The organism is Belliella kenyensis (assembly GCF_022549675.1).
Classification (GTDB): domain Bacteria; phylum Bacteroidota; class Bacteroidia; order Cytophagales; family Cyclobacteriaceae; genus Belliella; species Belliella kenyensis.
Genome location: NZ_JAKZGR010000013.1, coordinates 66,192 through 81,305 on the forward strand (window position 1 = coordinate 66,192; position 15,114 = coordinate 81,305).

Consider the following 15,114-nt stretch of genomic DNA (forward strand, 5'->3'; position numbering starts at 1 on the left):
GAAATTTAAAACTAAAGGTAAATTAATTTGATATCCTCAACTGTGAACAGGTTACGTATTCAGTGAAATGTCTAAGAAATACAGTTGAAATTTTAAATAACCAATAAACATTTATTTCCTAAGAAAATTGAATTACTTAAAATTTGCTGACTTTTCTTTATAGACTGCTCAACTCCTATGAGAAATCATTACAAGCAACCTAAAGGATCTTTTATCACTATAAATCAGTCCTAGCAATAAATTATTGATTAAAGATATCTCCATTTTATTCTATAGAACATGTGTCTGAATGATTAAGTCAATAACCATACTAAATGCAAAAAGTCCCGAAAAACAGGACTTTTTGACATGATCAATTTTTGATATATAATTATTAAATCAAGATTCTAACTGGATCTTCCAACAAACCTTTAAGAGTCTGTAAAAATGCAGAACCTACTGCTCCGTCTACTACTCTATGGTCACATGACAAAGTTACCTTCATCACATTTCCAATTTGCATCTGTCCATTCTTGACCACTACAGTTTCTTTTATTCCACCTACTGCTAGGATGCAAGCATCTGGAGGATTGATAATAGCAGTAAATTCATCTATCCCAAACATACCAAGGTTTGAAATAGTGAAGGTATTACCTTCCCAATCTTTTGGTTGCAATTCTTTATTTTTTGCTTTACCTCCAAGGGATTTTGCTTCATTTGAGATCTGAGACAGCGACTTTGAATCAGCAAATCTAATCACTGGTACAAGAAGACCTTCTTCAACAGCCACTGCCATACCAATATGAATATGCTCATTGTATCGAATCTTGTCTCCTAACCAAGAAGAATTAACTTTTGGATGCTGACGCAATGCTGCCGCTGAAGCTTTGATCACCATGTCATTGAACGAAATCTTCACTGGAGCAACCTCATTCATGCTTTTTCTTGCTTCTATAGCTTTGTCCATGTTTATCTCCATGGTCAAATAGAAGTGAGGTGCTGTAAACTTACTTTCTGCCAATCTCTTAGCGATAACTTTTCGCATTTGAGATACCTTTTCTTCTTTGTAAGATTCTTGCCCTACAGATGGTGCAGCTGGAGAATCCAAAGCAGTAGTAGCTTGAGCTGGTGCAGGGGTGAAATTCTCTACATCACGTTTGATTATTCTCCCTCCTTCACCCGAACCTTTTACTTGAGCTATATCGATTCCTTTATCTGAAGCTAACTTTTTGGCCAAAGGTGAAGCTTTCAAGCGGTCACCATCCGCAGTAGTATTAGAAGAACTACCACTTGAAGAAGATGAGCTTGATTCACTTTTCTTATCTTCTGATTTCTTTTCAGAAACTGTTTCTTTCTTTTCTTTGACTTCTTCCTTTTTCTCTGAAGTCACCATCTCTTCATCACCATCAGCATTCTGCTCATGGGCTTTCAGCAAAGTTTTATAATCAGCATCTTTTTCACCTATCACAGCAATCACTCCATCGATTTCTACAGAGTCACCAGCTTCTACTCCGATATGAAGCAAGATACCATCATCATAAGATTCAAGCTCCATTGTAGCCTTATCAGTCTCAACTTCGGCAATGATATCACCAGCTTTGATTTCATCTCCTACCTTTTTCAACCATGAAGCTATTACTCCCTCAGTCATCGTGTCAGACATCTTAGGCATGGTAATCACAGTGGCATTGATATTTGAAGTATCTACTTTTTCAGATTTAGTCTTAGATTCCTTCTTATCATCTTGGCTCTCTTCTTTCTCTTCTGATTTCTTTTCTTCTGATTTTTCTTCTTTTTTATCAGAATCATTCTTAGAGCTAGTAGATCCCTCACCATTTGCTTCTTTCAACAAATCTTCAATGTCTTCATCCTTTTCGCCAATGATAGCAATGACTCCATTTACTGGAACAGCATCTTTTTCTTCCACGCCTATGTGAAGCAAAACACCTTCTTCGTAAGATTCCAACTCCATGGTAGCTTTGTCAGTCTCTACCTCTGCGAGGATATCACCTGGTTTCACTTCATCACCAACTTTCTTCAACCACGCTGCGATCACACCTTCTTCCATGGTATCGCTCATCTTGGGCATTCTTATTATTTCGGCCATATGTTTATTAGTATCCTAGTCAATTTTAAGCAGGTCAAAAATAGTCGTTAAAATGTCTTTTTTCAAATTTAATAATAGTATTTTCATGATTGAAAAGTGATAATGTTCCAGAATTGTTCAAAAATGCCTCTTTTAAAATCTTCCCCATATCAAAATCCAAAATGGTTATTCAATGGTCATTTACAAACTATCGTACCTAGTATCTTTAGAAAAATAAATCTATTACCATTTGAAAGAGAACGTATTACAACCAAAGATGGTGATTTTATAGACTTAGATTGGTTACGTTCTGGATCAGAAAAATTGGTGATCATCAGCCATGGTTTGGAGGGGAATAGTAGAAGGCCATACATGGTTGGAATGGCCCACCAATTTTTCAAAAATAATTTTGATGTGCTCAATTGGAACTTCAGAGGCTGTAGTGAAGAAATGAACAAAAAACTAATATTTTACCACTCTGGTGCCACGTATGACCTCAAAGAAGTGATTGATCATGCCAGTAGTGGGTACAAAGAAGTTTTTCTTATTGGTTTTAGCCTTGGTGGAAATCTAACTTTAAAATATCTAGGAGAAACCGACCAAATCAACCTTAAAATCAAGTCTGCTACGGCTATTTCAGTGCCTCTTCATCTGGAATCTTCATGCGAAAAAATATCTTCTAGAGAAAACATCATTTATGCAAGACGATTTCTCAAGACACTCAAAGAAAAGATTACACAGAAATCTTTGGTTTTTCCTAATCAACTTTCTCCAGATAAACTGAGAAAAATAAAAACTTTAAAGGATTTTGATGATCTATATACAGGCCCTATACATGGATTTGACGATGCTCACGATTACTACGAAAAGAATTCATCCTTGTATTTTATTGAAAAGATTAAAGTACCAACACTCATCCTCAATGCCCAAAATGATCCCTTTTTGAGTCCTAAATGTTACCCAGTAAATATAGGTCATAGCTCAACTCACTTGTGGATGGAGTTCCCAAAATATGGAGGGCATGTTGGATTTAGCCCAAGAAGTCGAAATGAAGTCTACTGGTCAGAAAAAAGAGCATTTGAATTTATCACTTCAGATCATTAATTTACAACAAAATCAATACTTCAAAATCATGTGTGGAAGATATTCACTTAATAAAAGTAAAATTGCGCTAGAAGAAAGATTTCAAGCAGAAATCCTCACCGATTTCAATCCACGATACAATATTGCACCTACACAGCTTCTCCCTGTATTGACTTCAGAGAGCCCAAAAGGATTTTCATTCTTTTATTGGGGAATCACACCAGATTTTGCCAAAAACAAAACTGTTGCTCAAAAACTAATCAACGCACGCGCTGATACCGTGCATCAAAAAGTGTCCTTCAAATCATCTTTCGAAAAACGTAGATGCTTAATACCCGCAGATGGATTTTATGAATGGAAAAGATTAGGCAAAAAAACTATCACTCCTTATAGATTTACCATGCATGATGAAAGCCTTTTTGCTTTTGCTGGTATTTGGGAAGAATACGAAAATGAAAAAGGTGAAACTAATCATACCTTTTTGATCTTAACCACGGATGCAAATAGGGTTGTTCAAGACGTGCATGACAGGATGCCTGTAATCATAAGTAGAGAAAACGAAAAAAAATGGCTTGATAAATATAGTACAATTGAAGAATTGCAAAAGATGTTGATTCCTTATTCATCTGAAGAAATGATCTCTTACACTGTTTCTCCGTTAGTGAATCAAGTGGCAAATGACAATCCATCTGTGATGAGAAAAACCTCCCCTATGGATCAGTTCGGGAATTATACACTGTTTGGATAATGTAAACAGATACTAATATGCTTTTTTAGTTTACAAAATTTCAGTTTGCCACTTTTTATAATTTTTTTGATCTTCGGAATTATATTTAAGCTATTTGTTTGTACGTATCTTTGCTAAAAATATTAAAACATTGACCAAATCAGTAGCTATTGGTCAATATCCTTGATCAAATGGCAGCGGATCAAAGCTAGGTTAATTCGATTTTTCTGTAGGTGGCTGAGATAGTTGCATGTATACAAAATATTATTCTGAAAAAATCTTTGTAATTAATCACCTTTTAGTCTTGCGGATGTTATCAAAAAGTAAATTTAATGCTATATTCAAGAGCTATCTTTCAGACTCAAACTTTAAAACTAACATCTTTTTTAAACTTAGCTCATAAGATTTGTATGTTATTCAAAAGGATCAAACTAAATTTTTCAAGATTCAAAACGCTCCATTTTAATAATTAATAAAATGCACGAAATAATATTTGTATCCAGTTAGATTTAAATTTTGCATTATGTTTCATTCAAATAAAATACCTTTTGATTGAATTATAAATCACGAAATTAGAGCAATTTTATATTTTTTTTAACAGCAAGTATCATTTTCAAGATCCTAAAAACTAATAATTTATGACATTACACAAATATTTTTTAAAAGCGTGTTAAAAAATCATAAACAACTTATTATCTTTTTCTCTAAATTGGTGTCAAAATAAACAAATTAATATGAAGAAAACTTTACTATTCACATTGTTCTTCTGCTTTTTAGCGCAATTTTCTTTTGCGCAAACTGTAGAAGTAAAAGGGACGATTATATCGTCTGAAGGTAATGAGCCTGTACCAGGAGCCAGCGTCTTGGTGAAAGGAACCACTATAGGCGCAGTATCTGATATTGATGGTAACTATACTATCAATGTACCTTCTGGAAATACTGTTTTGGTATTCTCATTTATTGGACTTGCCTCACAGGAAGTTACAATTGGAGGTCGTTCGGTTATAAACATAACCATGGAGCCAGAAACTAGCGCACTATCTGAGGTCGTAGTTACTGCTTTGGGAATTTCCAGAGAAAAAGCATCTCTAGGCTATGCTGTGCAGTCAGTAGACGGTGATCGCTTGTCTTCAACTCGTGAGACAAACATTGTAAACGCACTTCAAGGTCAAGTAGCTGGTATTCAAATTCAAGGATCACCTGGCGCAATCGGTGGATCTTCTCGTATTACCATTCGTGGTGCAAATTCATTTTTGGGTGAGAATCAGCCGTTATTTGTGGTGGATGGTATGCCTATCAACAATGCCAACTATGCTTCGAGAGCACAACAGGAAGGTTTTGGCGGTGGTGCCTACGATTACGGTAATGCTGCCTCTGATATCAATCCAGAAGATATTGCATCTATGGAAGTACTTAAAGGAGCAGCAGCAACAGCCCTTTATGGAACTCGTGGGTCAAATGGGGTAATCTTAATAACAACCAAAAGTGGTGGTTCAAATAAAAAAGGAATTGGTGTAGAAGTAAATTCTACAACTACTTTTGAAAGTCCAATAGCGCTAATGCCTCACCAGCAATTATATGGCGGAGGTGATATCGCTAATACAGATTCTGGATTCGTAGAATTTATTGAAAATGGGCAGACGTTTTTGGCACCTATTTATGCTAAGGATGGTGCTTGGGGACCTCGCTACAATCCCAATGTACAAGTACGTCATTGGGACTCGTGGGATGTAGATTCTCCTACTTATGGTGAAACAAGACCTTGGGTAGCTCCAGCTAATCCTTATGATAGATTTTTCGAAACAGGTGTTACAACTCAAAATAGTCTTGCTGTAACAGGTTCAAATGATGTAGGTAGTTTTAGATTAGGATACACTAATATGGCTCAGTCTGGAGTAATTCCTAACTCTAACCTAGGTCGTAATACCGTAAGTTTCAATAGTAGTTATAAAATCTCTAATCGTCTGACGGCTTCCGCTGCGGGAAGTTTGGTAATTCAAAATGCAGATGGAAGAAATGCTACTGGCTATAGTAATGCAAATCCTATGCAGGGATTTACACAGTGGTGGCAAACTCAACTTGATGTAGAGAGATTGAAAAATGATCAATTCACTGATGGCCGTCAGCAAACATGGAATCCAATAGGGCCAATAATTGACCCTGCTACTGGTCAATTGCTTTCATTCGATCATCGACCAAGATTTTTTGACAACCCATATTGGGTACGTAACAACTACCTTCAGGAAGACACACGTGATCGCTTTTTCGGTAACTTTAACTTGAACTATAAAATTATTGACGGTTTAAGTTTCAATGTAAGGGCTATGCGTGATGGATTCACTTTCAAATCAAGAGAAGGTATACCTCAAGGTGGCATTACTCAATCAAGCTACAGAGAGGAAATAAGAACGTTTAATGAAACAAACTTTGAAGCTAAATTCCTTTATGACACTAGAATTTCAGAGAAATTTTCTTTAAACGCAATGCTTGGTGGTAACTTGATGAACCAAACGAACACAAGAAACACCATCAGTACTGTAGGTGGCTTGGCTCTAAATGGTTTCTTTAATATTGCAAACTCAGTGAACTCACCGCAAGTCACAACCTATGAGCAAGAAAGAGCAATCAACAGTGTCTTTGCGACAACCTCATTAGGGTTCATGGATATGTTATATGTTGACTTAGCACTTCGTGGCGACTGGTCTTCAACATTACCAGCCGAAAACAATAACTACTGGTATCCATCAGTATCTTCAAGTTTTGTATTTACTGAGCTTCAAGCACTACGTAATTCCTTCTTATCTTTTGGTAAAGTTCGCGTAGGTTATGGTCAAGCTGCAAACGATGCAGCTCCTTATCAACTTCGCAATGTATATAGCAATGTAATCCCTAACTTCGGCAGCTTCCCTAGATACACTGTGCCTTTAGGTAGCCCTAACGCAAACTTGCGACCAGAACGTACCAATGAGATTGAATTTGGGGTTGAATTTGCTGTACTGAACAACCGTCTATCATTTGATGTGTCCTACTATGACAGAACTACAGTAGATCAAATTTTCAATGTTCCCTCATCCGCATCTACTGGATTTACTTCTAGAATCCTAAATGCTGGCTCTATGCGTAATCATGGTATAGAAGTGACTATGAACGCTACCCCTGTGGATAAGAGAGATTTCCGTTGGGACATAATGGTGAATTTTGCTACGTTTAATAATGAAGTAATTGAATTAGCTCCTGGAGTTGATAATATTATCGCTGGTACAACATGGGCTGCGGATGTTAGGGTTCAAGAAGGTTATCCATATATGTCACTATTCGGTCAGGACTTCCGACGAAATGAAGCTGGACAAGTGATTGTAGGGGCAAACGGTTTCCCATTAGTAAATAGCAATCGTGAATTTTTGGGAAGTACAATTGCTGATTTTGCCGGTGGTATCCGTAATAGCTTTAATTACAAAGGATTAGAACTTGGTGTTTTGATAGATTATCAAGGTGGAGGTATTATTCACTCGACGTCTTTACAGTGGTCTAAGTATTCTGGAATGGATCCAGTTACAGTAGAAAACAATGTACGTGAAACAGGATTAATCGTACCAGGCGTCACTGAGACAGGAGAACCTAATACTGTACCCATTAGCCCACAAGCGTATTATCAAACCATCTGGTCAGTAGCTTCGCCAAATGTATTTGATGCTTCATTTATAAAACTAAGAGAATTGTCCTTATCATATACTTTGCCGAATAGACTTATTTCAAGACTGCCAGTTAGGGATGTAAGGGTACGTACTTTTGGTCGTAATCTAGCCATTTTGCACAGTAACTTACCATACCTTGATCCACAAGGGGTGAACGGTGCTGGAAACGTACAAGGTTTGGAAAATGCTCAGGTGCCAACTACTCGCTCCCTTGGCTTTGACATCAGTTTTAAATTCTAATTATTGTTTTTGTTTGACTATTCAGTCAGGTTACTTTATCACAGTATCTAACTAGTAGTAAATAAAATCAATTCAAGCGAATGTTATAATTTAAAGAAAAATCATGAAATATATATCAAACTATCTAATAGGTTTATTCCTGTTCAGTTTAGGAATAATTAGCTGTACAGAGGGTTTTGAGGAGATGAATTCTGATCCTAACAATCCTACAATGGTGCCAGCGGAAAACTTGCTTACTCAAGCTGAATTTTCCCTGTCAAATCTAATGTGGAGCCGTGCATTGAACTTTGATTTTGGAATGCTGATGGTACAGCAATTCTCTCAAAGTGAATATGCTGAAAGATCACGCTACAACTTCAACCCTGGTAATTTCGATAACATTTGGAACACATTCTACGCTGGCGGCATGAATGACTTACAAGCAGCCATGAGAATAACCGAGGCTAATGAAAACTTGACGACAGCTCAAAGAAACAACAGAATTGCTATTTTGGAGTTGCTTCGAATTTGGTCATTTCAAAATATCACTGACATATGGGTAAATGTTCCATATTCCCAAACATTCAATCCTGCTGAATTCCCTAATCCAAGATACGATAAGCAGCAAGATGTTTATGCTGGATTATTAAGTGAGATCGATGCCGCTCTGAGCAAAATCACAGTAGGTACTTCAAGTTTTACAACGGGAGACATCTATTATGCTGGAGATATGGCTAAATGGCAAAAGTTTGGAAATTCTCTAAAAGTAAGAATTGGAATGAGAATAGCAGATGTAGATGAAGCCTCTGCACGACGTTTGGTATCTGAGGGTTTCGCCGCTGGAGTTATTAGTTCTTATGAAGAGGGATTTCATTTTCCATTCCAATCTGACCAACGTATAGCAAATCCTTTCTTTGTTGATAACACTATCGGAAATAGAGATGACTTTACGCTTTCTGATGTATTGGTAGGCATAATGAGCGAGCGTAATGACCCGAGAATCCCTTCCTTTGGAAATCCAAATGTATCTGGTCAATTTGTGGGGCTGCCTTATGGTCTTACTGACGGAGAAACATTTTCTCTTCAAGGTACAGCTTCAAGACCGAGTACTCGTCTAAGATCTGCTACAGCTCCTGCTCACCTTTTGACTCATGCAGAGATGAAGTTTTTTGAAGCTGAAGCTATTGCTAGAGGCTTCATTTCTGGGAATGCAGCAGAGGCTTATAATGCTGGTATAGCAGCTTCTATGAGGCAATGGGGTATCACTGATCAGCAAGCGATAAACAATTATTTGGCTTTGCCAATCAATGCTTATAATGCTGATAATTGGAAAAACTCTATTGGTATCCAAAAATGGATAGCACTTTACGGAAATGGAATTGAGGCATGGTCAGAATGGAGACGACTTGATTACCCTCAGTTGACTGTACCTGCAGCAGCTGTACGTACCTCTATCCCAGTAAGAGCACTTTATCCAGCTGTAGAGTTGGGTAATAATCCAGATGCAGTAGCCAATGCTGGTTTTCAAAATGAAATGAATATCAAACCATGGTGGGACGTGAATTAAAACAGTTAAGTTAATAATCACTTTCAAAATAGGTCATTCCTCAAGTGGAATGGCCTATTTTTTTTCAATCCTATTTATATCAATATGCAAATATTGATGTTATGCTTGTTAAAATCACCAAAAAAACAATCTTAACATGAATTTTATAAATATCTGAAAAGATATCGAGCACAAAAAGTCGAGTGATATTTTAAGATTTAGGTTATGATAGAGAATATTAAATTGGAATCAATCGTGCATTTGTAAGAATTGCTATTTCTGCTGTAAATGCAGATAATCATAAATTTTATTTTAAATTTCTTAAATTAGTCTAAAGGCTGTAAGTTTGATCTATTTAAAGATTACATAAACTATTATTCTATTGATGAGTTTTGTTTCTTTAATGAAGAGAATATAAATACCCAATAAACCAAGTAATTTTAATTTTTATGAAAAAATCAAGGATTGTAGGTGTAGGTCACTATGTTCCTGACCAAGTAATTACCAATGAGTACCTTTCAGGCATGATGAATACAAATAATGAATGGATTGTTGAAAGGACAGGAATTGAAGAAAGAAGGTGGTTTACACCAGGGAAGGATACCGTTACTAGCATGTCATTGGCAGCTTCTAAAATGGCTTTGGACAGGGCTGGTGTATTAGCAAAGGACATTGATTTTATTGTTTTTGCAACCATCACGCCAGATTATTTTGTCCCTGGCAATGGTGTACTTCTTCAAAGGGAATTAGGTATTCAAGGGGTACCTGCACTAGATGTAAGAAATGCTTGTTCAGGATTCATTTATGCCCTTTCAGTAGCTGATCAATTCATCAAAACTGGGATGTACAAAACAGTACTTGTGGTTGGTGCAGAAATCCAATCTTCTGCTTTGGATAAATCTGATGAAGGTAGATCAAGTGCCGTAATTTTTGCGGACGGAGCTGGAGCTGCCATATTAAAAGCAGTAGACATAGATCAACATGGAATTTTGTCCACTCATCTTCATGCTGATGGTGATTATGCGGAAGAATTATATTTGAAAGACCCCGGAAGTAGTCGAGAGGTCAGACTATCTCCTGAAATAGTAAATCAACAAAGCTTTAAAATGTACATGAATGGGAATACTGTGTTCAAACATGCTGTAGTACGCTTTCATGAAGTAATCCTAGAAGCTCTTGATGCCAACAAGCTAAATAAATCTGCTATAGACTTACTGGTTCCGCATCAAGCCAACTTGAGAATAAGTAATTATATTCAACAAAAGATGGGACTATCTGATGAAAAAGTCTTTAACAATATAATGAAACTAGGTAATACCACAGCAGCTACGATACCGATCGCTTTAAGTCAGGCGTGGGAGCAAAATAAGTTAAAAGATGGTGATCTTGTTTGTTTAGCGGCTTTTGGCAGTGGTTTTACTTGGGCTTCAGCACTCCTGAACTGGTAAACTAATTATGCAGGAAATTCAAAAGATAGACTTAAATATAATCGGTCAAAAAGAACTTTATGAGCAGATACATGCTCAAAAACAATTATTTATTGATCTCTTTACAGACATAGCCAATGAATTTCCTCAATCTTTGCTTAAATCCTTCACCACTGATTCTAAAGGCACTAAAATAAGCCAAGGTAATAATTTAAATGGGACACCTTATCAAGTTTTAGATTTGATCAGGAATTTCAATCCAGATACGGGATTTAACATTCGAGTTCTCAATTGGTGGGGATATGGACTTTATGTCATTTTACATTTAGGACATGAACGCATAAATATCTCAAAACTGGAAAACTTCTTTGAAAAAGATAAATATTATCTAGGCAAAGGCAATGGTAGCTTTGATTACAGGGGTCATTTCTTGAATTTTATAAAAATAAATTCAGAAAATATTAAGAATCACCCCAAAAAAAATCAAAACTTAGTCATATTCAAAAAAATAGCATGGAATACAAAGGAAGATATTGATAAAGATTGCCAAGCTGCCATTATCAACATTTTAGATTTATTAAAATAAACAATCATTTAATTTCGAATTTGGTGTAATTTGGAACAGTTTTGTATAATTCACGTATTAAAAATTCGTAAAACAACAGTTAAATTGTTGTTTAAAACTACCAAAATTGATTAAATGCTTTATAAAGAATTAACTCCGAAACATGGAAATCTATAGACCAAACAAACTAAAAAACTTCTTGGCATTATTTGTTTTATTTCTAACGCCAGTTTTGATATTCGCACAGTCAGTGGTTACGGTATATAATCCAGATTCCACTTTCGCTGGCACTGGAATCTTGATTAACGAAAGAATGGACGGGCTTTGGAAGTTTGAAAATCCAAAAACTGGAGAACTTTTACAGATTACTAATTTCACTAATGGTGTGAGGAATGGCAAAGCAATATCCTATCACGATGGCAAAGTCAAAAGAATAGAAACTGAATACAAAGATGACATGCTTCATGGCCCTTTCAAAGAGTATGACATATTTGGAAACCTTAAGATTGAGTTGGTATTTAAAGATAGCATTCCAGTGGGACCTTTTAGAGAGTATTTCCCAAAAACGGCAAAAGCCTCTAATTTTGATCCTTTAATCATTAAGAAAGAAGGTAATTATGTAAATGGTAAAAAGGACGGATTATGGATCACTTATTTTGAATTTTTGCCACAAACCATAGCAATCAAAGAAACATACAAGGATGATATTCTGCATGGTCCATATCAAGAATACTTTTTTGAAGGGATTTTGATGACAGAGGTTAATTATGTCAATGGAAAGCCAGATGGTGACTACAAACGTTATGCAGGTAGAAATCAGATTTGGGAAGAAGGTAAGTTCAAAAATGGAAGGAAAATTGGGAAATGGTCTGCATTCTTTCCTGGAACAAAAGTTTTGGAGTCTGAAAAGTTTTATGATGATAATGGAAATAGAACAGGAGAATGGAAATTTTATTATGAAAATAAAAGAACTGCTAGGATAGAAAAGTATGAAAATGACATCCCTGTAGGAACATGGGAAGAGTTTTTCCCAAATAGAAATCTTTCCAAGAGAAAAACTTATGAACTTGGAGTTCCAGTAGGCGAATATATTGAATATCACTCGAATGGTGCAACTTCTGTTTCTGGACAATACAAAGGTGGAGTAAAAGATGGACTCTGGAGAAATTTCTTTCCTGATGGAGAGCTTTACTCAATTGGAGAATATAAGAGCGACTTGAAGTCGGGGCTCTGGAAATATTTCAATAAGATTGGAATACTTATCGCAGAAGGCGAATACAATTTAGGTTCTGAGCATGGCCAGTGGTTCTATTATTACGATGGTGGCCAACTAAAGTCAGTAGGTAGCTATTTTTACGGTTTTGAGGAAGGCACTTGGGGGTTGTTCTATGATAATAAAAATCTCAATCAGGAAGAATATTGGAGCAATGGACGCCTAACCAATATTGGAGAATATTATTCTTATGATGGAAGTAAGACCTTCGATAAAGGAACGCTGAAAGATGGTAATGGAACAAGAATAACTTACTATGTAAGTGGGAAAAAAGAATCTGAAGGAAACTATTCTAATGGAAAGCCAGAAGGAAAATGGTCTTATTTTCATGAAAATGGAAGGATTGCCTCGGAAGGTCAAATGATAGAAGGTAAAAAAGAAGGTAATTGGAGATACTTCAATATAAATGGCAGGCTCGAACAAGTCATTATCTTCAAAGATGATGAGGTAGTCCCACCTAAAGGCCCTGAAGATGAAGTGAAGTTTAAAACTTTTGAAGATTAAAACAATCCTATCAGTAAAGAGTTGTTTTAAAAAAAAGTTATGTTTGGATTATTCAAGAAAAAAACTGAGCTAGAAAAGCTTCAATCTCAATATAAAGAAATGCTAGAAAAAGCGCATAAGCTATCACATGCTAACCGAACTGAGGCAGATAAATTGATGGCAAAAGCAGAAGAAATAGCAAAAAAAATAGATGAATTAAAATAAGCTCTTCTACTTAACAGCTTTGGATTAACTATATGAGCTAAGCTATAGATACCATATTATCCCAATTACTTTAAGTTAAATGTAGCTATCAATCGGTTTTTAGGTAAGGATCTTAACGAGTAAAATTCATAACCAATTTGGGTCAATCACATTTTCTGGTAATAGTGAACGATCATATTTAACATATTAAAAGCAACCAACTCTAATGACTTGGTTGCTTTTTCGTTTTAGGATGTACATATCACCAGTAATAGTTGTTTTTACATAATTTAAAATTTGTAAAACTGTTTTTATCAGCATTTTAATCAACAACCAATCAATTTTTCAAAACATATTTTTAGATATCCTCGTAAAACAAACTATAATACTAAACCAGACTATCATGAAAAATCTAACTCTAATCCGACTAAGTCTCGTCTTGATGCTAAGCATTGGACTAGGACTTAAAAATTATGCAGAAGCTTCGCCTCCAGCAATGGGAGTTAGTTTCCAAATATTTTATAATGAATTGAGCCCGCATGGTGATTGGGTGATGGATCCAACTCACGGTTATGTATGGATTCCAAATGCAGGACCAAATTTCCATCCTTACGGAACTAATGGATATTGGACTATGACCAACTATGGGAACACTTGGGTATCTGATTATGCTTGGGGATGGGCACCGTTTCATTATGGAAGGTGGTTTTGGAATGATTTCTATGGATGGGCATGGGTACCAGGTTATGAGTGGGGACCAGCTTGGGTTAGCTGGAGAACAGGCGGCGGATATTATGGATGGGCTCCGTTAGGACCTGGGATTGGAATCAACGTGTCTTTTGGATTTCATAGCAATCATTGGAGATTTGTCCCACAAAGGAGGTTTATGCACAGAAATTTCTACCGATACTATGTTCCTCACAGAAATGTAGTGAGTATATATAATAGAACTACCATCATCAACAACACATATGTTTATAACAACAGGACATATGTATCTGGACCGAGCAGACAGGAAGTTCAAAATGTAACTCGTAGGAATGTGCCAGTACATCAAGTGAACAATGCTGGTAGAGCTGGCAGAGCAACTGTGAATAGTAGAGGATTGAATATCTATAGGCCTGAAATTGATAATTCACGAGCAGCAAATGCTCAAGCTAGACCTTCAAGAGCAGTGTCAGCAGAAGAATATAGAAGCAGACCAGCCGTGCAAAGTAGAGCTGCTGCTAATGCTCAAATTAGAGAGGCTAATACACCTAGTAATTCAAGAACTGCTGCACCAGCTCAAAACAGTAGAAATAGTCAAGTAGCTACGCCTCAGAGAAATCAATCTAGAACAGCTCCTAATGAGCAGCGAAACACACAAACTAGAACTGCTACGCCTCAACAAGGACAAGCTAGACAAGCTACACCACAACAAAACCAAACAAGGCAGGTAGCACCTCAGCAAAATCAAACTAGACAAGCGACTCCGCAACAAAATAGACAAGAGCAAGCAAGGCCTGCACAACAGCAGTCTCAAACTAGGCAAGCGGCACCGCAGCAAAGACAGAACAACGCAAGAGTAACACCTCAGAGAAGTAATAGCAATGCAACTAAAGCATCTCCTGCGCCTCAGAGACAGAGCAATTCAGGATCTGCAGTAAGATCTAGTGGAGCTTCTAATAGAAATAGCGGAGCTGTAAGATCAGGTGGGAACGGTTCTTCTAGATCTTCTTCTGGAACAAGTTCAAGCTCGAGAAGCAGCAGCAGAGGAGGCAGAGGAACTAGCTAAATCAATCATACTTGAATAAAAAAAAGAGAACCAGTTGGTTCTCTTTTTTTATT

At 36.5% G+C, this 15,114-nt stretch carries 10 protein-coding genes; 9 read left to right on the top strand and 1 reads right to left on the bottom strand.

Annotated elements, in window-relative coordinates; genetic code table 11:
* Positions 1 to 373 precede the first annotated feature (373 nt).
* The gene (locus MM214_RS14105; RefSeq protein WP_241296282.1) at positions 374 to 2,086 is read right to left on the bottom strand and encodes a pyruvate dehydrogenase complex dihydrolipoamide acetyltransferase; all 1,713 of its coding nucleotides are present in this window, start codon (positions 2,084 to 2,086) and stop codon (positions 374 to 376) included.
* 123 nt (positions 2,087 to 2,209) lie between these two features.
* On the opposite strand from MM214_RS14105, the gene MM214_RS14110 reads away from it, so the two are divergent.
* The 9 genes from MM214_RS14110 to MM214_RS14150 all read left to right on the top strand — a co-directional run bounded on the left by MM214_RS14110 (position 2,210) and on the right by MM214_RS14150 (position 15,061).
* Positions 2,210 to 3,169, top strand: coding sequence for a YheT family hydrolase (locus tag MM214_RS14110; protein WP_241296283.1), 960 nt, complete (start codon positions 2,210 to 2,212; stop codon positions 3,167 to 3,169).
* 28 nt (positions 3,170 to 3,197) lie between these two features.
* Positions 3,198 to 3,896 carry an SOS response-associated peptidase gene (locus tag MM214_RS14115; protein ID WP_241296350.1) on the top strand — a complete coding sequence of 233 codons (699 nt, stop codon included), beginning with the start codon at positions 3,198 to 3,200 and terminating at the stop codon, positions 3,894 to 3,896.
* Positions 3,897 to 4,609: 713 nt separating this feature from the next.
* Positions 4,610 to 7,810 carry a SusC/RagA family TonB-linked outer membrane protein gene (locus MM214_RS14120; protein ID WP_241296284.1) on the top strand — a complete coding sequence of 1,067 codons (3,201 nt, stop codon included), beginning with the start codon at positions 4,610 to 4,612 and terminating at the stop codon, positions 7,808 to 7,810.
* Positions 7,811 to 7,913: 103 nt separating this feature from the next.
* Complete coding sequence (locus tag MM214_RS14125; RefSeq protein WP_241296285.1) at positions 7,914 to 9,356, top strand: SusD/RagB family nutrient-binding outer membrane lipoprotein; 1,443 nt, start codon at positions 7,914 to 7,916, stop codon at positions 9,354 to 9,356.
* Positions 9,357 to 9,784: 428 nt separating this feature from the next.
* Entirely contained in the window at positions 9,785 to 10,783 is a 999-nt protein-coding gene (locus MM214_RS14130; protein ID WP_241296286.1) for a 3-oxoacyl-ACP synthase III family protein, read from the top strand.
* 7 nt (positions 10,784 to 10,790) lie between these two features.
* The gene (locus MM214_RS14135) at positions 10,791 to 11,348 is read left to right on the top strand and encodes a hypothetical protein (RefSeq protein WP_241296287.1); all 558 of its coding nucleotides are present in this window, start codon (positions 10,791 to 10,793) and stop codon (positions 11,346 to 11,348) included.
* Between the two features lie 142 nt (positions 11,349 to 11,490).
* Positions 11,491 to 13,104: a toxin-antitoxin system YwqK family antitoxin gene (locus MM214_RS14140; protein WP_241296288.1), complete on the top strand. Its 1,614-nt coding sequence runs from the start codon at positions 11,491 to 11,493 to the stop codon at positions 13,102 to 13,104.
* A 39-nt stretch (positions 13,105 to 13,143) separates the two neighbouring features.
* Complete coding sequence (locus MM214_RS14145) at positions 13,144 to 13,308, top strand: Lacal_2735 family protein (protein ID WP_241296289.1); 165 nt, start codon at positions 13,144 to 13,146, stop codon at positions 13,306 to 13,308.
* 382 nt (positions 13,309 to 13,690) lie between these two features.
* Complete coding sequence (locus MM214_RS14150; protein WP_241296290.1) at positions 13,691 to 15,061, top strand: DUF6600 domain-containing protein; 1,371 nt, start codon at positions 13,691 to 13,693, stop codon at positions 15,059 to 15,061.
* Positions 15,062 to 15,114: the final 53 nt, after the last annotated feature.